This window comes from Pseudomonas sp. FP453 (genome assembly GCF_030687495.1).
Lineage (GTDB): Bacteria > Pseudomonadota > Gammaproteobacteria > Pseudomonadales > Pseudomonadaceae > Aquipseudomonas.
The window spans coordinates 3,476,379-3,496,400 of sequence record NZ_CP117435.1 but is presented as its reverse complement, the minus strand read 5'-3'; the positions used below and the strand labels follow the sequence as shown (position 1 = coordinate 3,496,400).

The 20,022-nt window shown below is 62.8% G+C and carries 15 protein-coding genes and 1 pseudogene; 13 read left to right on the top strand and 3 right to left on the bottom strand.

Annotated features, from left to right (window positions below; genetic code table 11):
• The first annotated feature begins 53 nt into the window (after window positions 1-53).
• The 11 genes and pseudogenes from PSH87_RS15600 to PSH87_RS15550 all read left to right on the top strand — a co-directional run bounded on the left by PSH87_RS15600 (window position 54) and on the right by PSH87_RS15550 (window position 14,603).
• On the top strand, window positions 54-3,827 hold the full coding sequence (locus PSH87_RS15600; RefSeq protein WP_305430106.1) for a nitrate reductase subunit alpha: 3,774 nt from the start codon (window positions 54-56) through the stop codon (window positions 3,825-3,827).
• Window position 3,828: 1 nt separating this feature from the next.
• On the top strand, window positions 3,829-5,367 hold the full coding sequence (gene narH, locus PSH87_RS15595; RefSeq protein ID WP_017735786.1) for a nitrate reductase subunit beta: 1,539 nt from the start codon (window positions 3,829-3,831) through the stop codon (window positions 5,365-5,367).
• A gap of 3 nt (window positions 5,368-5,370) precedes the next feature.
• Window positions 5,371-6,126, top strand: a complete 756-nt coding sequence (narJ, locus tag PSH87_RS15590) for a nitrate reductase molybdenum cofactor assembly chaperone (RefSeq protein WP_017735787.1) — start codon at window positions 5,371-5,373, stop codon at window positions 6,124-6,126.
• Complete coding sequence (gene narI / locus PSH87_RS15585; protein WP_017735788.1) at window positions 6,119-6,799, top strand: respiratory nitrate reductase subunit gamma; 681 nt, start codon at window positions 6,119-6,121, stop codon at window positions 6,797-6,799. Before narJ ends, narI begins: the two co-directional genes overlap by 8 nt.
• Window positions 6,800-6,809: 10 nt before the next feature.
• A complete protein-coding gene (locus PSH87_RS15580) occupies window positions 6,810-7,703 on the top strand; it encodes a peptidylprolyl isomerase (protein WP_305430103.1) in 894 nt (297 codons plus the stop codon).
• 1 nt (window position 7,704) lies between these two features.
• Window positions 7,705-8,691, top strand: a complete 987-nt coding sequence (gene moaA, locus PSH87_RS15575) for a GTP 3',8-cyclase MoaA (protein ID WP_017735790.1) — start codon at window positions 7,705-7,707, stop codon at window positions 8,689-8,691.
• Between the two features lie 618 nt (window positions 8,692-9,309).
• Window positions 9,310-11,487: pseudogene (locus tag PSH87_RS15570) on the top strand (ribonucleoside triphosphate reductase).
• Window positions 11,484-12,179, top strand: coding sequence for an anaerobic ribonucleoside-triphosphate reductase activating protein (locus tag PSH87_RS15565; RefSeq protein WP_032864774.1), 696 nt, complete (start codon window positions 11,484-11,486; stop codon window positions 12,177-12,179). The pseudogene PSH87_RS15570 and the gene PSH87_RS15565 overlap by 4 nt, the downstream one beginning before the upstream one ends.
• 69 nt (window positions 12,180-12,248) lie before the next feature.
• Entirely contained in the window at window positions 12,249-13,868 is a 1,620-nt protein-coding gene (locus PSH87_RS15560; RefSeq protein ID WP_017735794.1) for a methyl-accepting chemotaxis protein, read from the top strand.
• Window positions 13,869-14,102: 234 nt separating this feature from the next.
• A complete protein-coding gene (locus PSH87_RS15555; protein WP_017737272.1) occupies window positions 14,103-14,312 on the top strand; it encodes a DUF3079 domain-containing protein in 210 nt (69 codons plus the stop codon).
• An 84-nt stretch (window positions 14,313-14,396) separates the two neighbouring features.
• A complete protein-coding gene (locus PSH87_RS15550) occupies window positions 14,397-14,603 on the top strand; it encodes a PLDc N-terminal domain-containing protein (RefSeq protein ID WP_017737271.1) in 207 nt (68 codons plus the stop codon).
• 59 nt (window positions 14,604-14,662) lie between these two features.
• On the opposite strand, the gene PSH87_RS15545 is transcribed toward PSH87_RS15550, so the two are convergent.
• A complete protein-coding gene (locus PSH87_RS15545; RefSeq protein ID WP_305430100.1) occupies window positions 14,663-15,448 on the bottom strand; it encodes a DeoR/GlpR family DNA-binding transcription regulator in 786 nt (261 codons plus the stop codon).
• 121 nt (window positions 15,449-15,569) lie between these two features.
• Here PSH87_RS15545 and PSH87_RS15540 point away from each other — a divergent pair, with 121 nt between their 5' ends.
• Complete coding sequence (locus PSH87_RS15540; protein ID WP_305430098.1) at window positions 15,570-16,730, top strand: alpha-hydroxy acid oxidase; 1,161 nt, start codon at window positions 15,570-15,572, stop codon at window positions 16,728-16,730.
• A 192-nt stretch (window positions 16,731-16,922) separates the two neighbouring features.
• Here the strand turns inward: PSH87_RS15540 and PSH87_RS15535 are convergent, their stop codons facing one another.
• Window positions 16,923-17,849 carry an alpha/beta hydrolase gene (locus PSH87_RS15535; RefSeq protein ID WP_305430096.1) on the bottom strand — a complete coding sequence of 309 codons (927 nt, stop codon included), beginning with the start codon at window positions 17,847-17,849 and terminating at the stop codon, window positions 16,923-16,925.
• Window positions 17,850-18,011: 162 nt separating this feature from the next.
• On the opposite strand from PSH87_RS15535, the gene PSH87_RS15530 reads away from it, so the two are divergent.
• Complete coding sequence (locus tag PSH87_RS15530) at window positions 18,012-18,857, top strand: SDR family NAD(P)-dependent oxidoreductase (protein ID WP_305430095.1); 846 nt, start codon at window positions 18,012-18,014, stop codon at window positions 18,855-18,857.
• Here PSH87_RS15530 and PSH87_RS15525 read toward each other — a convergent pair.
• Window positions 18,854-20,005 carry a GGDEF domain-containing protein gene (locus PSH87_RS15525; protein WP_305430094.1) on the bottom strand — a complete coding sequence of 384 codons (1,152 nt, stop codon included), beginning with the start codon at window positions 20,003-20,005 and terminating at the stop codon, window positions 18,854-18,856. The two genes, PSH87_RS15530 and PSH87_RS15525, sit on opposite strands and share 4 nt — an antisense overlap.
• Between the last annotated feature and the right edge of the window lie 17 nt (window positions 20,006-20,022).

Here is a 20,022-nt window from a genome sequence, read left to right as displayed (position 1 = left end):
CCACGAATTCGCGGGGCAACGCACCCCACGGCACGCCTGATGAGGAAAGCATCATGAGTCACTTACTGGATCAACTGCGGTTCTTCAACCGCAAGCAAGACGAGTTCTCCGACGGCCACGGCGAGACCCGCAAGGAGTCGCGCGACTGGGAAAATGTCTACCGTTCGCGCTGGCAGTACGACAAGATCGTGCGCTCCACCCACGGGGTGAACTGCACCGGTTCCTGCTCGTGGAAGATCTACGTGAAGAACGGCCTGATCACCTGGGAAACCCAGCAGACCGACTACCCGCGCACCCGCAACGACCTGCCCAACCACGAACCCCGTGGCTGCCCGCGCGGCGCCAGCTATAGCTGGTACATCTACAGCGCCAACCGGCTCAAGTACCCGAAGATCCGCAAGCCGCTGCTCAAGCTGTGGCGTGAAGCGCGCCTGACCCTGGCGCCAGTGGAAGCCTGGGCGAGCATTGTCGAGGACAAGGCCAAGGCCGAGTCGTACAAGAGCAAGCGTGGCATGGGCGGGTTCATCCGCTCCAACTGGGAGGAGGTGAACGAGATCATCGCCGCCTCCAACGTCTACACCATCAAGCAATACGGGCCGGACCGCATCGTTGGCTTCTCGCCGATCCCGGCCATGTCCATGGTCAGCTACGCCGCCGGTTCCCGTTACCTGTCGCTGCTGGGCGGCGTGTGCCTGAGCTTCTATGACTGGTACTGCGACCTGCCACCGGCCTCGCCGATGGTGTGGGGCGAGCAGACCGACGTGCCGGAATCGGCCGACTGGTACAACTCCAACTACATCATTGCCTGGGGCTCCAACGTCCCGCAGACCCGCACCCCCGACGCGCACTTCTTCACCGAGGTGCGCTACAAGGGCACCAAGACCGTGGCCATCACCCCCGACTATTCGGAAGTGGCCAAGCTCACCGACCTGTGGCTCAACCCCAAGCAGGGCACCGACGCCGCGTTGGCCCAGGCCTTCAACCATGTGATCTTCAAGGAATTTCACCTGGACCACCCGAGCCCGTATTTCACCGACTACGCCAAGCGCTACACCGACCTGCCGGTGCTGGTGATGCTCAAGCCGATGCTCGGCACGGCGCCGGGCGCGGGCTTCCAGCCGGATCGCTTCCTGCGCGCCTCGGACCTGATCGACAACCTCGGCCAGGACAACAACCCGGAATGGAAAACCATCGCCCTCGACGAAAGCGGCGCGCTGGTCTCGCCACAGGGCGCCATCGGCTACCGCTGGGGCGAGAAGGGCAAGTGGAACATCCTCGCCAAAGAAGGCGGTGAAGGCCGCGCCATCGACCTGAAACTCAGCCTGATCGGCGACGACGTGGCCGAAGTGGCCTTCCCGTATTTTGCCGGTGAAGCCCACGAACACTTCCAGCACGTGGCCGGTGAAGCCGTGCAGTTCCGCCGCGTGCCGGTGCACAGCGTGGTGTTGGCGGATGGCAGCGTGGCCAAGGTCGCCACGGTGTTCGACCTGTCGGCGGCCAACCTCGCCATCGACCGTGGCCTGGGCGGCAGCAACGTGGCCAGGGACTACGACGACGCCAGCGTGCCCGGCACCCCGGCGTGGCAGGAGGCGATTACCGGCGTCAGCCGCGAGAAGGCGATCCAGATTGCCCGCGAGTTCGCCGACAACGCCGACAAGACCCGTGGCCGCTCAATGATCATCGTCGGCGCGGCGATGAACCACTGGTACCACATGGACATGAACTACCGTGGCCTGATCAACATGCTCATGCTCTGCGGCTGTGTCGGCCAGACCGGCGGCGGCTGGGCCCACTACGTCGGCCAGGAAAAACTGCGCCCGCAATGCGGCTGGCTGCCCCTGGCCTTTGGCCTGGACTGGAACCGCCCACCCCGCCAAATGAACGGCACCAGCTTCTTCTACGGCCACAGCTCCCAGTGGCGCCACGAAAAAATGAACATGCACGACGTGCTCTCGCCCCTGGCGGACAAGTCCCAGTTCCCCACCCACGCCCTGGACTACAACATCCGCGCCGAACGCGCCGGCTGGCTGCCCAGCGCGCCGCAACTGAACCGCAACCCGCTGCATATCTGCCGTGAAGCAGCCGCTGCGGGCATGGAGCCGAAAGACTACGTGGTCAAGTCCTGGCAGGACGGCTCCTTGCGTTTTGCCTGCGAACAACCGGACAGCCCGGTGAACTTCCCGCGCAACATGTTTATCTGGCGCTCCAACCTGCTCGGCTCGTCGGGCAAGGGCCATGAGTACATGCTCAAGTACCTGTTGGGCACCAAGAACGGCGTGATGAACGAAGACATCGGCTTTGGCGGCGAAAGCAAGCCGACCGAAGCCGAATGGGTCGACGACGGCGCCATCGGCAAGTTGGACCTGGTGACGACGCTGGACTTCCGCATGTCGTCCACCTGCGTGTATTCCGACATCGTCTTGCCGACCGCCACCTGGTACGAAAAAGACGACATGAACACCTCGGACATGCACCCGTTCATCCACCCGTTGTCGGCGGCCATCGACCCGGCGTGGGAGTCGCGCTCCGACTGGGAAATCTACAAGGGCATTGCCAAGGCCTTTTCCGCCATGGCGGTCGGGCACCTGGGTGTGGAAAAGGACCTGGTCACCGTACCGCTGATGCATGACAGCGTCGGCGAACTGGCCCAGCCATTTGGCGGCACCGACTGGAAAAGCGCCGGTGTGGCGCCCGTGCCGGGCAAGAACGCGCCAAACATGGCGGTGGTGGAACGCGACTACCCGAACATCTACAAGCAATTCAGCTCCCTCGGCCCGATGCTGGAAAAACTCGGCAACGGCGGCAAGGGCATCAACTGGAACACCGAGGAAGAAGTCGAGTTCCTCGGCGAGCTGAATCATCACGAAGGGGATGCGGGCATCAGCCAAGGGCGGCCGAAGATCGACACGGCCATCGACGCGGCCGAGGTGATCCTGTCCCTGGCCCCGGAAACCAACGGCAAGGTCGCCCTGAAAGCCTGGGCCGCGCTGTCGGAATTCACCGGCATCGACCACAGCCACCTGGCGATTTCCAAGTCCCACGAAGCCATCCGTTTCCGCGATATCCAGGCGCAGCCGCGCAAGATCATTTCCAGCCCCACCTGGTCCGGCCTCGAAGACGAGCACGTGAGCTACAACGCCGGCTACACCAACGTCCATGAAAACATCCCATGGCGCACCATCACCGGCCGCCAGCAGTTCTACCAGGACCACCCGTGGATGCAGGCGTTCGGTGAGCAGCTGATGAGTTATCGGCCGCCGGTCAACACCCGCACCATCGAAGGCGTGAAGGGCAAGCGCAGCAATGGCGAGCCGGAGATCGTGCTGAACTGGATCACGCCGCACCAGAAGTGGGGCATCCACAGCACCTACAGCGACAACCTGCTGATGCTCACCCTCAGCCGTGGCGGGCCGATTGTGTGGCTCTCGGAAATCGACGCCAAGCGTGCCGGCATCGAGGACAACGACTGGATCGAATGCTTCAACGTCAACGGCGCGCTGACCGCCCGCGCGGTGGTCAGCCAGCGCGTCAAGGAAGGCATGGTGATGATGTACCACGCCCAGGAACGCATCGTGAACGTGCCCGGTTCGGAAACCACCAAGACCCGTGGCGGCCACCACAACTCAGTGACCCGCGTGGTGCTCAAACCGACCCACATGATCGGCGGCTACGCCCAGCAGGCCTACGGTTTCAACTATTACGGCACGGTCGGTTGCAACCGCGACGAGTTTGTCGTGGTGCGCAAGATGGCCAAGGTCGACTGGCTCGATGGCTCCCACGGCGATGACCTGCCACGCCCATTGCCGACTGATATCGAGGAGAACTGAGATGAAGATCCGCTCACAAATCGGCATGGTCCTCAACCTGGACAAATGCATCGGCTGCCACACCTGCTCGATCACCTGCAAAAACGTGTGGACCAGCCGCGAAGGCATGGAATACGCCTGGTTCAACAACGTCGAATCGAAACCCGGCATCGGCTACCCCAAGGAGTGGGAGAACCAGGACAAGTGGAAGGGCGGCTGGGTGCGCAACGCCAACGGCAGTATCAACCCGCGTATCGGCGGCAAGTTCCGCGTGCTCGCCAACCTGTTCGCCAACCCCGACCTGCCGGGCCTGGACGACTACTACGAGCCGTTCGACTTCGACTACCAGCACCTGCACACCGCGCCGCTCGGCGAGCACCAACCCACCGCACGCCCGCGTTCGGTGGTGTCGGGCAAGCGCATGCAGAAAATCGAGTGGGGCCCCAACTGGGAAGAAATCCTCGGCACCGAGTTTGCCAAGCGCCGCAAGGACAAGAACTTCGACCAGATCCAGGCCGACATCTACGGCGAGTACGAAAACACCTTCATGATGTACCTGCCGCGCCTGTGCGAGCACTGCCTCAACCCGGCGTGCGCGGCGTCGTGCCCCAGCGGCGCGATCTACAAGCGTGAAGAAGACGGCATTGTGCTGATCGACCAGGAAAAATGCCGTGGCTGGCGCATGTGCATCAGCGGCTGCCCGTACAAGAAGATCTACTTCAACTGGAAGAGCGGCAAATCCGAGAAGTGCATCTTCTGCTACCCGCGCATCGAAGCCGGCATGCCCACCGTGTGCGCTGAAACCTGCGTCGGCCGCATCCGCTACCTCGGCGTGTTGCTCTACGACGCCGACCGCATCAGCGAAGTGGCGAGCACCGCCAGCGAGCAGGACCTGTACGAGAAGCAGCTGGAGATCTTCCTCGACCCCAACGACCCCGCAGTGATCCGCCAGGCCCTGGCCGATGGCGTGCCGCAGTCGGTGATCGACTCGGCGCAGCGTTCGCCGGTGTACAAAATGGCCGTGGACTGGAAGCTCGCCCTGCCATTGCACCCTGAGTACCGCACTTTGCCGATGGTCTGGTACGTGCCGCCACTCTCGCCGATCCAGAACGCCGCCGCTGCCGGCACCGTGGGCATGAACGGCGTGATCCCGGATGTCGACAGCCTGCGCATCCCCCTGCGTTACCTGGCCAACATGCTCACGGCAGGCGATGAAAAACCGGTCAAGCGCGCCCTGAAACGCCTGTTGGCCATGCGTGCGTTCAAGCGCTCCCAGCAAGTGGACGGCGTGCAGGACCTGCAAGTGCTCGAAGACGTCGGTCTCAGCGTGCCCCAGGTGGAAGAGATGTACCGCTACCTGGCCATCGCCAATTACGAGGACCGTTTTGTCGTCCCTAGCGCCCACCGTGAAGACGCCATGAGCGACGCGTTCGCCGAGCGTTCCGGTTGTGGCTTCAGCTTTGGCAGCGGCTGCAGCGGCAGTTCCGACACCAATATGTTCGGCGCGAAGAAGGCCAACCGCCGCGACGTGCTGAAAACCGTACAGATCTGGGAGGACTGAGCCATGCGCATTCTTAAAGTGATTTCGCTGCTGCTGGACTACCCCACCGAACGCCTGGTGAACGGCCGCGATGAGTTGGAGCAGGCGATTATCGAGTCGCGGGAAATCAGCCCCAAGCAACGCGGTGCGCTGTTCGAATTGCTCGAACTGATCTGCGCCAACGACCTGATGGACGGCCAGGAACACTACGGCGCGCTGTTTGGCCGTGGGCGTTCGTTGTCGCTGCTGTTGTTTGAACACGTGCACGGCGAATCCCGTGACCGTGGCCAGGCCATGGTGGACATGATGGCCCAGTACGAGGCCGCCGGGTTTGCCATTGGCGTCAAGGAGCTGCCGGACTACATCCCGCTGTACCTGGAGTTCTTGTCCACCCGCGAAGACATCGAGGCCCGCGAGGGCCTGGCGGATGTGGCGCACCTGCTGGCCTTGCTCGGCGCGCGCCTGGAAGAGCGCGAGAGCGCCTACGCCAGTTGCTTCCGTGCACTGTTGCAGATCGCCGGCGCCGAGCCGCACCAGGCCGTGGCCGAGGTGCGTGCGCAAGTGGCGGCCGAGCCGCGTGACGACTCCCTCGAAGCCCTCGACAAGGTCTGGGAGGAGGAGGCCGTGGATTTCATGCAGGCCGAACAGCAGGACCGTTGCAGTGCCATGCCGAGTGCTCCGGGCAAGGCCCGCGAAGAAAGCGCCGTGCCGTTGCACTGGGTGGATTTTCAGCAGCAAGGGCCGGCCGCCGTGCCGGCCGGGGAGGTGGGTAATGTCTAAGTGGAATTTGCTGGTATTCGGGGTGTATCCCTATGTCGCCCTGGCGATCTGCCTGTTGGGCAGCTGGGCGCGGTTCGACCTGGCGCAGTACACCTGGAAGGCCGGCTCCAGCCAGATGCTCAACAACCGTGGCATGCGCGTGGCGAGCAACTTGTTCCATATCGGCGTGCTGTTTGTATTGGCCGGGCATTTTGTAGGCCTGCTCACGCCGGCGTCGGTGTACCACCACGTCATCAGCACCGAAAACAAGCAGTTGCTGGCGATGGTCTCCGGTGGCTTCTTCGGCCTGCTGTGCCTGGTGGGCCTGCTGATGCTGGTCAAACGCCGCCTCAGCGATCCACGGGTGCGGGCGACGTCGAGTGCGTCGGACATCCTCATCCTGCTGGTGCTGCTCGCGCAGTTGCTGCTGGGTTTGCTGACCATCGTCGCGTCCACCGGCCATATGGACGGCTCGGTGATGGTGATGCTCGCCGACTGGGCGCAGAACGTGGTGCTGCTGCGGCCAGTGGAAGCAGCGGCGGCGATTGCGCCGGTGTCGCTGATCTACAAGGCCCATGTGGCGCTGGGCCTGACCTTGTTCGTGCTGTTCCCGTTTACCCGCTTGGTGCACGTGGTCAGCGCACCGATCTGGTACCTGGGGCGGCGTTATCAAATCGTGCGGCAGAAGTCGTGAGGAGACGGTCATGACAACAGGATGCGGATGTGGCGGAGGTTGCGGGTCGTCGGTGCCAGCGCCGGAAGTCGAGGTGGTCGAGGTGGCAGAGGCGGCGCCTGAGTTGATCGCCAGCAGTGAACAGGAATGGCCCATCGTCAGCGTCAACGGCGTGCCTATCACGCCCGAGGCGATGGCCCTGGAGTTGCAGTATCACCCGGCGGAAAGCCGCGAGTCGGCGGTGTACCTGGCCGCCCGCGCGCTGGTGATCCGCGAGCTGTTGCAGCAGCGCATCAGTGAGCTTGGGCTGGCGGTGGACATTGCCCCCGGCGAGAACGAAGAAGAGGCGGCCACACGCCTGCTGCTGGAGCGTGAAATCAGCGTGCCGCAGTGCGACGAGGCGACGTGCCTGCACTACTTCGAGAGCAATCGCGGGCGCTTCCACAGCGCGCCGTTGCTGGCGGTGCGGCATATCCTCCTCGAATGCGCACCGGACGACGCCGAGGCGCGGCAGATGGCCCATGTGCAGGCGGAAATCCTGCTGCTGAGCCTGGCGCAAACCCCCGGCAGCTTTGCCGAACTGGCCCTCAAGTACTCGGCGTGTCCCTCCAAGGCCCAGGGCGGTTCGCTGGGCCAGATCAGCAAGGGCCAGACCGTGCCGGAACTGGAGCGCCAGCTGTTCACCCTGGCGCCGGGCCTGGCCGACAAACCCCTGGAAAGCCGCTACGGCTGGCACGTGATCAGCATCGACCAGCGTGTCGAAGGCCAGCCGTTGCCCTATGAAGCGGTGGCCGGTGCGATCCGCACCCAGTTGCAGCAAGGCGTGTGGCAGAAGGCGCTGGTGCAATACCTGCACACCCTGATTGGCGCGGCGGATATCCGTGGCCTCGCCTTGCAGGGCGCCGACTCGCCGTTGGCGCAGTGACATGAGCCTGGTGGATGGGCTCGGCCGTTCGATTGACTACTTGCGCTTGTCGGTGACTGACCGTTGTGATTTTCGCTGTGTGTATTGCATGGCGAAAACCATGACCTTCCTGCCGCGCCAGCAGGTGCTGAGCCTGGAAGAGTTGGAGCGCCTGGCTGCGTTGTTTGTGGGGCAGGGCGTGCGCAAGATCCGCCTCACCGGTGGGGAACCGCTGATCCGTCCGGGGATTGTCGGGCTGTGCCGCAACATTGCGGCATTGCCGGGCTTGCGTGAGTTGGTGATGACCAGCAATGGCTCGCAACTGGCGCGGTTGGCGCGGCCGTTGGTGGAGGCGGGGGTCAAGCGCATGAATATCAGCCTCGACAGCCTTGATCCTGAGCGGTTTCGGGCGATCACGCGCAACGGTGATTTGCGCCAGGTGCTGGACGGGATCGACGCGGCCAGTGGTGCGGGGTTTGAGCGGGTCAAGCTTAATTGTGTGGTGATGAAGGGGCGCAATTTTGATGAGGTACCGGGGTTGGTGCGGTATGCCATTGAGCGGGGGATCGATATCAGTTTTATCGAGGAGATGCCTCTGGGGGATGTGGGGCGGTCGCGGGGGGAGACGTTTTGCCCCAGCGACGACGTGCGTGCGGTGATCGCCAGTGAATACGCGTTGCTCGACAGCGCCGAGAGCAGCGGCGGCCCAGCGAGGTATGTGCGGTTGGCGCGGCATCCTCGGACGCGGATCGGGTTTATTTCACCTAATTCGCATAATTTTTGTGGCAGTTGTAATCGGGTGCGGGTGACGGTGGAGGGGAGGCTTTTGTTGTGTTTGGGGCAGGAGGATTCGGTGGATTTGCGGGGGTTGCTCAGGGGGTATCCGTTGGAGGATGGGCCGTTGATCGAGGCGTTGCACAGGGCGTTGAAGGGGAAGCCGCTGCGGCATGAATTTACGGGGGCGGGGGAGGTGCAGGTGGTGCGGTTTATGAATATGAGTGGCGGCTAACCCGGCGTCCTGCCGGGTTACCCACGGATTCGAGCCTGCGTTCGGCCAGCGTGTTTGACGGGGCAAGTAAGGTCAAAAGCAAAAGCGCGGCGGCCTTGGAGCCGACCGATTTTTTGTGTCGATCTCGGTTTGAAATGTGGGAGCTGGCTTGCCTGCGATGCAGACAACTCGGTACATCAGGTACACCCAGTTGATGCCATCGCAGGCAAGCCAGCTCCCATAAGGGAACGCGTCAGCTCCAGAGACTCGGTCGGCTATTAGGCCGCCGCGCTTTGCTTTTGATTTTGATCTTGGGCGCCCCGTTAAACACGCTGGCCGGAATTCGACATGGATGGCGCGTGGCGGCGGCCCCCCAAATCCATGTCGGATTACGGGCATGCCGAGCCTAGGCGAGGCACCGAGTGTTGGGGCAAGAGCGTTTTGCTTACTTTTGCGCTCTTCAAAAGTGAGCCGCTGTAAGAGCGGAACCATAAGTGGCCGTTACCCAAGAAACGGATATACACCCGATCTGAAAAAACTTGACCCCGATCAATGCTCCCCCAAACCAACCTCCATACCATCACTGCATCTTGTGTCTAGTAAACAAAAAACATCTATATGTAGTGCTAGGAGCCAAAAATGCAAACCGCTCTCACCCCGCTGGCCAGCACCCACCTCTACAAACGTGACGGCACCCAGGCCCCCTTCGACGCCGAAAAAATCCGCCAGGCCCTGATCGCCGCCGGCAACGCCACCACCGAATACCAGCCCCCCGAAGCCGACCTCTTACTGGGGGCAGTACTGGCCCGCCTAAGAGGCATCGACCAGTTGGACGTCGAACAAATCCAGGACAGCGTCGAACGCGTATTGATGGACGCCGGCCACTTCCGCTCAATGCGCGCCTACATCGTCTACCGCGAACAACACGGCCGCCTGCGCCGCGACCGCAAGACCCTGGTGGAAGTCGCCACCTCAATGAACGAATACCTCGACCGCGAAGACTGGCGCGTGCAAGCCAACGCCAACCAGGGCTATTCCCTCGGCGGCCTGGTCCTCAATGTCGCAGGCAAAGTCACCGCCAATTACTGGCTCGACGAGGTCTACAGCGAACAGATCGGCCGCGCCCACCGCGAGGCTGACCTGCATATCCACGACCTGGACATGCTCGCCGGCTACTGCGCCGGCTGGTCGCTGCGCTCGTTGCTGCACGAAGGCCTCAACGGCGTACCGGGACGGGTCGAGGCGGGGCCGCCCAAGCACTTGAGCAGCGCGCTGGGGCAGATGGTCAACTTCCTCGGCACCCTGCAAAACGAATGGGCCGGGGCGCAGGCATTCAGTTCGTTCGACACCTACCTGGCGCCCTATGTGCGCAAGGATCAACTGAGCTACCCCGAAGTGCGCCAGGCGGTGCAGGAGTTCATTTACAACCTCAACGTGCCGTCGCGCTGGGGCACCCAGACGCCGTTCACCAACCTGACGTTCGACTGGGTGTGCCCGGAAGACCTGCGCGAGCAAATCCCGGTGATCGGCGGTGAAGAAATGCCGTTCGCCTATGGCGACCTGCAGGCCGAAATGGAGCTGATCAACCGCGCCTACATCGAAGTGATGCAGGCCGGGGACGCCAAGGGCCGGGTGTTCACCTTCCCGATCCCGACCTACAACATCACCCACGATTTCCCGTGGGACAGCGCCAACGCCGACCGCCTGTTCGAGATGACGGCGCGCTATGGCTTGCCGTATTTCCAGAACTTCCTCAATTCCGATATGCAGCCCAACCAGGTGCGCTCGATGTGCTGTCGCCTGCAATTGGACGTGCGCGAGTTGCTCAAGCGCGGCGGTGGTTTGTTCGGTTCGGCGGAGCAGACCGGCAGCCTGGGCGTGGTGACGATCAACTGCGCGCGCCTGGGTTATCTGTTCAAGGGCGAAACCTCGGGCCTGCTGCAACGCCTCGATCAACTGATGCAGCTGGCGATGGAAAGCCTGGAGGTCAAGCGCAAGGTGATCCAGCACCATATGGATGCCGGTCTCTACCCGTACACCAAGCGCTACCTGGGCACGCTGCGCAATCACTTCTCCACCATCGGCCTCAATGGCATGCACGAGATGCTGCGCAATTTCAGCGGCGACGAGCAGGGCATGCACACCGCCCAGGGGCGGGAGTTCGCTCTCAAGCTGCTCGACCATGTGCGCGCCACCTTGCTGCGTTTCCAGGAAGACACCGGCCACCTCTACAACCTCGAAGCGACGCCGGCGGAAGGCACCACTTACCGCTTCGCCAAGGAAGATCGCAAGCGTTACCCAGACATCCTGCAAGCCGGCAGCGACGTCGCGCCGTACTACACCAATTCTTCGCAACTGCCGGTGGGTTTTACCCAGGACCCGTTCGAGGCCCTGGAGCTGCAAGACGAACTGCAATGCAAGTACACCGGCGGCACCGTGTTGCACCTTTATATGGCCGAACAGATTTCTTCGACCCAGGCCTGCAAGCAATTGGTGCGCAAGGCACTGGGGCGTTTCCGCCTGCCGTACCTCACGGTCACGCCGACGTTTTCGATCTGCCCGGTGCACGGCTACCTCGCGGGCGAACACGAGTTTTGCCCGAAGTGCGATGAGGTCTTGGCCGCGGCCCACTAAGTTTTTTCAACCCCAAGGAGATTCACCATGCAAGCAACCCAGCCACAACGTCAGCGCTGCGAAGTCTGGACCCGGGTGATGGGTTATCACCGGCCGGTGTCGGCGTTCAACCCCGGCAAGCAGTCCGAACACAAGGAGCGCGTGCACTTCACCGAAGCGGCCGCCGTGGCCGGGCGCCAATGAGTCGAGCGCTACGGGTCGGGGGCCTGGTGCCCCTGACCACCCTCGACTACCCCGGCATGCTCGCCTGCGTGCTGTTCTGCCAGGGCTGTGCCTGGCGGTGTCGGTATTGCCACAACCCGGACCTGATCCCGCCGCGCGCCAGCACGGAGATGGATTGGCGCCGGGTGTTGCTGTTTCTCCAGCGCCGCCAGGATTTGCTCGATGCAGTGGTGTTCAGCGGCGGCGAGCCGACCTTGCAGGAAGGCTTGCCGGCGGCCATGGATGAAGTGCGCGCGATGGGTTTTCGCATTGGCCTGCACAGTGCCGGGATCAAGCCGGCAGGGTTTGCCAATGCCTTGCGCCATGCCGACTGGGTCGGGTTTGACGTCAAGGCGCTGGCCGAGGATTGCCCGTCGGTCACCCAGGTCAAGGGCAGCGGCACCGCCAACTGGCGCAGCCTCGACACCCTGCTGGCCAGCGGTGTGGACTACGAATGCCGCACCACCGTGCATTGGCACTTGATCGATCCGCCACGCTTGCTGCTGCTGGCCCAGCGTTTGCAGGCCTTGGGTGTGCAGCGCTTTGCCGTACAGCTGGTGCGCACGGCGAGCATGCTCGATCCGCAACTGCCGACTTCACCGGTGCAGGCCCGCTTGCCGGAGTTATGGGGCCGTTTGCACGAGTTGTTTCCCGCTTTTGTATTGCGAGGGTGATCAGCACCCTCAACCGGTTTTTATAGATGCTGCCCATGGTGGGCAGGTTTTCATCAAGGAATGTTCAGAATGACGCAGTTAACCACGGCACAACGCATTGTCATCGGCTTCGCGATTGCGCCGCTGGCCCTGGTGGGCTTGGTGTTTTACGCCTTGCACGACCTGGCAACCCTCAAGCAGCAGTCCGAGCAGATCGTGCAGCAGGACTGGCCGCGGATCGCACCGATCATGGTGATTGCCACCGGCGTGCGGGATAACGGGCGCAACACCCGCGACCTGCTGATCAACCAGGACAATCAGCAGGCCCAGGAGGCCATCGGCACCACGCGCCAGCGCATCACCGAGGCCTTCGCCACCCTTGAACCGCTGCTCGACAGTGCCGAAGGCAAGGCCGCCTACGCGACCTTGAAAAACCACCGCGAAACCTATGTGGCGGCGTTCACCCAGGTGCAGGCGCTGATCAAGCAAGGTGCCCGTGAACAGGGCCTGGCCCAGCTCAAGCAACAGGTGATGCCGGCCGAAGCGCAGGTGTTCAAGAGCCTGGACGCGCTGATGGCGATGCAAGGGCGGTTATTCAGCGAGCGTGAACAGGCGGCGCAGGTTCTGTATGACGAGGCGCGGCGCAACATGATCGGGCTGTTCCTGCTGTGCCTGGCCCTGGTGGTCGCGGCCGCCGTGATCGTCACCCGCAGTGTGACCCGGCCGTTGGGCGGCGAGCCGGATGAAGTGGCGCGCGTGTTGAACCACATCGCCGAGGGCGACCTGACCATCGACGTACCGCTGGGCAACAGCGCCGACGGCAGTGTGATGCGCAACCTGCACCATATGCAGCAGAACCTTAACCAGATGGTGCGCCACATCGCGGCCTCGGTGGACGGCGTGGCCAGCTCTTCCGAAGAACTCAGCGCGGTCAGCAGCCAGACCAGCGGCAGCTTGCAGTCCCAAGGGCAGGAGATCGAACAGGCGGCCACGGCGGTCAACGAAATGACTGCCGCCGTGGACGAAGTCGCGCGCAATGCAGTGAGCACCAGCGAGGCTTCGCGCCTGTCGGAACAGACGGCCCAGCGCGGGCGTGCCCAGGTCCAGGAAACCGTGGCGTCGATCAACACCCTGGCCACCGGCGTGGTGGAAACCTCGGAGCGCATCCAGCAACTGGCCGGGCGCGTGCAAGACATCAGCGGCGTGCTCGAAGTGATCCGCAGCATTGCCGACCAGACCAACCTGCTGGCCCTCAACGCCGCCATCGAGGCGGCCCGGGCCGGCGATGCCGGGCGCGGGTTCGCGGTGGTGGCCGATGAAGTGCGTGCGCTGGCCCATCGCACCCAGGCCTCGACCCAGGAGATCGAGCAGATGATCGGCAATATCCGCCAAGACACCGAACACGCCGTGGCGGCGATGCACAGCAGCAGCGAGCGCGTGCAGGCCACCCTCGGCGTGGCGCAACGCTCGGGTGAGGCCCTGGAGGAAATCACCCGCTCGATCTCGCAGATCAACGAACGCAACCTGATGATTGCCAGCGCCACCGAGGAACAGGCGCTGGTGGCGCGGGAGGTGGATCGCAACCTGGTGGGGATTCGCAGCTTGTCGCAGCAGGTGTTGCAGGGCGCGTTGCATACCGAAACGGCGGGGCATGACCTGGCGGGGATGGCGAGTGCGCTGCACCAGACGGTGGCGCGGTTCAAGGTCTAGCGTGCGATAAAGCTCTGGGGAGAATGCTTACTGTGGGAGCTGGCTTGCCTGCGATAGCGGTCTGTCAGTCACTGATGTGCAAACTGACAGGGCGCTATCGCAGGCAAGCCAGCTCCCACATTTGGATTTGTATGTATCAGGTACTTTGGGTCTGGTCGGCTTGATGTTGGTCAAGTTCCGGCTTAGGCGATAAGCGTAAGTTGCAGTGATTGCTCGCCGCCAGGAAACCTCATCATGGCCAAGCCTTTCCCGCTGCACCCCAAGCACCCCGAGCGTATCTGCTGGGGCTGTGATCGCTATTGCGCTACGGCCGACCTGGCCTGCGGCAATGGCGCCGACCGCACCATGCACCCGGCGGAGATGCTCGGGGATGACTGGTACGAGCACGGCGATTGGGGCCTTGCCCCCGAGCCGCCAGTGACCGATGAACCCTCAGTGGCCTGAGGGGGGTTTTTCCTTGTCGCAGAACTTTTAATGAACCCTCACGGCCGATGCTTGACCTAACCCATACGACCTGGGAGGTGAAGCATGGAAATTCAATATATCTGGATCGGTTTGGCCGTGATTCTGCTGGTGCTGGAATTGTGGGCGATCAATACCGTATTGCGCAGCACGGGGGGCTGGGAGAGCAAGGGCTTGTGGCTGGTGATCCTGATCTTCGTGCCGCTGCTGGGCTTGATTGCCTGGGCGATGTTCGGGCCCAAGCGCCAGATGCCGGAGCATCGCAAGGGCTGAAACGTGCATGAAAAATACCGGCGCCTCTGAGGCGCCGGTTTTCATTCAGGGGTGATGACCTATTCGACTTCCACCCGCAGCACTTCCATCCCCAACTGCTCATAGGCCTCCACGCTCGGCACATGCCACTCGGTAATCAGCGTGTGAATGCGGCTGCACGGCGCCACCACAAAGGGTTCCACCGCGCCGAGCTTGTCGGCCATGGTCACCGCGATCACCTGGGAGGCGCTGTCGAGCAGGGCTTGCTTGACCGCCACTTCATCGAAATGCAGGGAGGTGATGCCGACCTGCGGGTGCAGCGCGCACACGCCGGTAAACAGCAGGTCGGCCTTCACGCCTTGAATCAGGCGCACGGCTTCGTGGCCGCTGGTGGACAAGGTGGCCGGGTTGAGTTGGCCGCCCGCGAGGATCACTTTCACGTCGGGATGGTCCGCCAGCGCGATGGCGATCATCGGCGACGGCGTGACCACGGTCAGGCGGATCGAGCGCGGCAGTGACTGGGCGATCTGCAAGGTGGTCGAGCCGGAGTCGAACAGCACGATCTGGCCATCTTCGACCCGCTCGGCGGCCAGTTGCGCGAGGTGGCGCTTGGCGGCGTTGGTCTCGCCGACGCGGGTGAAGAAATCCTTGCCGGTGTCCTTGGGCCGGGGCAGGGCGCCGCCGTGGACACGTTGCAGCAGGCCCGCGGCGGCGAGTTCGCCGAGGTCGCGGCGGATGGTGTCCGGGGACACGGCAAAGTGCTCCACCAAGTCGGCGGCGGTGACTTTGCCGTCGCGCTCCAGCAGCAACAGGATCTTCTGTTTGCGCAACGAAGGCAGGTCGATGGCGGCGTGGGTGTCGTGCATGTTTGTGCGCCTTTATGCGGTTTTGTGCGAGATTAGTCGTCCGCCGATGTAAACGCAATGGCTGGTTGCGCCGCCGATGGGCGGTTACTCTCTGTGTTCAGCTCAGGGAGAGGTCACTCAGATGTCGTTGATCACCACCATCGAAGATTTACGCAAACTGGCGCAAAAACGTGTCCCCAGGATGTTCTACGACTACGCCGATTCCGGCTCCTGGACTGAAAGCACCTACCGGGCCAATGAAAGCGATTTTGCCCGTATCAAATTCCGCCAGCGCGTGGCGCGCAATATCGACGAGCGTTCGATCCGCGCCACCATGATCGGCCAGGACATGGCGATGCCCGTGGCCCTCGCGCCCACCGGTCTGGCCGGCATGCAGCATGCCGATGGCGAGATTCTCACCGCCCGCGCCGCCGCCGCGTTTGGCCTGCGCTATACCTTGTCGACCATGAGCATCTGCTCGCTGGAAGACATCGCCGAACACGTCGGCCAGCCGTTCTGGTTCCAGTTGTATGTGATGCGCGACCGCAGCTTTATCGAGCAACTGATCGAGCGGGCCAAGGCCGCTGGCGTGGACGCATTGGTATTGACCCTCGACCTGCAGATCCTCGGGCAACGCCACAAGGACCTGATCAACGGCCTGTCGGCGCCGCCCAAGCTGACCTTGCCGAATATCCTCAACATGGCCACCAAGCCGCGCTGGGTGATGGGTATGCTCGGCACCCAGCGCCGGGGCTTCGGCAATATCGTCGGGCATGTCAAAGGCGTGGCGGACATGAGTTCGCTGTCGTCGTGGACCGCCCAGCAATTCGACCCGCGCCTGAGCTGGGACGATGTGGAGTGGATCAAGAAGTGCTGGGGCGGCAAGCTGATCATCAAGGGCATCCTCGATGTGGAAGACGCCCGGCTGGCGGCCAATGCCGGCGCGGACGCGCTGGTGGTGAGCAATCACGGTGGCCGTCAACTGGACGGCGCACCGTCGAGCATCAGCCAATTGCCGGCGATTGTCGAAGCGGTGGGGGAACGCATTGAGGTGTGGCTCGATGGCGGTATCCGTTCCGGCCAGGACGTGCTCAAGGCGATAGCACTGGGCGCCAAAGGCACCATGATCGGGCGCCCGCACTTGTATGGTTTGGGCGCAATGGGCGAGGCGGGCGTGACCAAGGCCCTCGACATCATCGCCCGCGAACTGGACGTGTCGATGGCCCTGTGTGGCTATAAGGATATACGCGATGTGAATCGCGAGATTTTGCTGCCGGGTACATTTCCCGAAAGCATTTACTGAGCAAAAAAATCGTAAAAAAGTAAAAAGAGTTGTCCACGAAAACCGTGGGTATCTCTGTGGATAACTTTGCAAGACCCCGGCAGGTATGGCGATTTAACCAAAGGTTAATATTTGATCAACTTTCGGCGCGGGCCAGTATGGCCAGGGTTTGCGCTTGACACGCAAGCGCGAACCCAGTGCCGAAAAGCGCTTTTACGAGTCGCCGTTGCGGCCTGTGGAGTGCGTCACCACCTGAGGGGGCATCTCTGCCTGCATCAATTTGTCCAACGCCTGGCCATAGCTGCGTCCGGCCAGGCTCATGCTGTTGTTATGGCTGGCGCCGGGCACCAGCAACAAGCGCTTGGGTTCCTGGGCGGCGTTGAACAATTGCTCGCTGAAGCGCGGCGGCACATAGCGATCATCGAGGCCATGCACCACCAGCAGCGGCATATGGATGTCGGCGATCTTGTCGATGGAATCGAACTTCTGCGACAGCAACCAGCGCACCGGCAACGAGGTATTCGCCACGGCCGTGGCCACATCCGCCAACGAGGTAAAGGTGGATTCGATCACCAGCCCGCGCACCGGCAACGGCACCTGCTTGCCCAGTTCGGCCGCGAGGTCGATGGCCACTGCACCGCCGAGGGAATGCCCGTAGATCAGGCGTTTGCTCGGGTCGGGTTGCAGGGTCTGGAAGCGTTCCCAGGCGATGCGCGCATCTTCGTACACCGTGGTTTCCGACGGCAGCTCGCCGTGGCTCTGGCCGAAACCGCGATAGTCGATGGCCAGTACCGAGTAGCCCAGGGCGTGCAATTGCTCGATGCGAAACAGTTGCCCGGTAAGGTTCCAGCGCACGCCGTGGAGGTAGAGGATCGCAGGCGCGTCCTTCTTGGCCGCCGGGTACCACCAGGCATGGATGTTCTGCCCCGATTTGAAGCTGGCGGGCTTGAGTTCGAACTCCTGCACGGCCTTGGGCAGGCCGGTGTACCAGCCGGCGGTGCCCGGCTCGATCCGAAACACCAGCTCGCGTTCTTTTTGTTGCAGCACGCTGCAACCCACCGGCAGGCCGACGATCAACAGCGCCATGCACAACAAGGGCAACCAGCGCAGGCGCAGGCGCGAGAGAAAACGTGAAGACATGAAGGTTCCAGGGCAAAGGTGAAGCAGGGGTTTTAACAGATGGCCCGTGCAGGCAGGAATTAATTCGACAGTCGTAAACGGGGATTGCTTGCAAAGTGTTACAGCATTGAACAATGCGTGCAGGGATTGTTAGGGTGGTCGGCCAAACAGGAGGGCAAGCATATGGATTTCACCGGCAAGACAGCCATCGTCACCGGCGGTGCACGCGGATTGGGGCTCAGCTATGCACGAGCCCTGGCCCAGTGCGGGGCACGGGTGGTCATCAGTGATATCGGCGCCGACACGGTGGGTTCCGGCAACGATGCGACAGTAGCCCAGGCCGCTGCAGCCGCACTGCAGGAAGAAGGCCTGAACGTGATCGGCCACAGCGGCGAGCTGTCCACCGATGACGGTTGCCGGCAACTGATCCACGCGGCGCTCGAAGCCTTTGGCCAACTCGACATCCTGATTCACAACGCCGGCTGGGTGGGTTACCAGAACATCGAAGACCTCGACGCCGCGTTCCTGCAACGCGCCATGGACATCAACCTCTATGCCCCGCTGTGGCTATGCAAGCACGCCTGGCCACACCTGCTGCAATCCTGCGCGCCACGCATCATCCTCACCACCTCCGACCGCGCCCTGTACGCGCAGTACGAGCAGACCGGCCTGGTGGCCTACAGTGCCGGCAAGATGGCACAACTGGGGATCATGAATGCGCTGAGCCATGAAGGCGCGCAAGCGGGGATTCGGGTCAACGCGATCTCACCGGTGGCCAAGACCCGCATGTGGGGCGTGACCGAGGAACCGGACGAGCTCAAGCCGGAGTGGGTGACGCCGGGGGTGGTGTTCCTGGCATCGGCGCAGTGCGAGGACACCGGTTACGTCCTGCGCGCCAGCAACGGCCAATTCACCGCCACGCGCTTCACCGAAAACCCCGGCGTGGACTACCCGCGCAACCTCGCCCGGATCAAGGCGGGCAGCGCCGAAGAAGTGGCCGCTGCCTGGTCGCGTATCAAACAGGTTTAGGCGGTCTCCACCACCTGAACCCGGTTGCGCCCCTGCGCCTTGGCCAGGTACAGCGCCTGGTCGGCCAGGGACAACAGGTGTGACAAGTCATGGCCGCCCTGGCTGGTGGTAACAATGCCAATGCTCACGCTGAGGAACCCCGGCGCCAGCAGGTCCAACTGCGCAAAGGCCCGGCGGATGCGCTCGGCGACGTCGAACGCGGCGGCGTCATCACTCTCGGCCAACAGGCAGGCGAACTCTTCGCCGCCAATACGCGCGAACACATCGCCCTTGCACAGTATCGCCTGGGTCACCTGGGCGAACGCGATCAATGCCTGGTCGCCCATGGGGTGGCCGAAGCTGTCGTTCAAGCGTTTGAAGTGATCCAGGTCGCACAGCAACAGCGCCACGTTTTGCTGGCGGCGGGTGCTGTCCGCCAGCAGTTTTTCACCCTTGAGCATAAAGGCGCGGCGGTTACCGATACCGGTCAACGCGTCACTGAACGCCGCCGCCTTGAAGCGCAACTCGGCGCGCTCCTTGACCATCGCCAGGGTGACGTAGGCGATGCCAATGGCGTACAGCATGGACTCGAACAACATGAACGAGAAAATCGGTACGCCTTCGCCGCCCGAGAGCTGGGCGTTTTTGATCGGCAGGCCGGGGTCGGTAAAAGCGCGTATGACGTAGAAGCCGGTGTGCCACAGGGTCAGCACCAGCGCGGGGGTGTAGGCGACGTCCAGGGTGTCGCGCTTGCGCCACAGCTCCAGCGCCGACAACACGCCATAAGTGGCGGCCAACAGCGAATACAAGGTCACTCGTGCCGACAACGAGCCATAGAACTGCGGCACCAGGCACATCAGCAACCACACGCCACACCCGGCGAACATCCCCGGCAGGTTGGGCTTGCGGTGCACAAAGGCGCGCATGGCGGTCCAGTTCATTGCCGCACTGAGCAGCAGCACAAGATTGCCGATCACCAGCGCGACATAATCCATGCCCACACCGCGCACCACCAGCAACCCGGTGCCCAGCGCCGCCAGCAACAACATGCTGCCCAGATAACCCAAGGTCGGCTCACGGCCACGGCTCCACGCGTGCACGGTGAGCAAACCCATCAGGCAAAACACGAACACGGCCACCATCAGTAGCGTCGGAATGTGCAGCATCATTTCCTTAAACCTGGAGA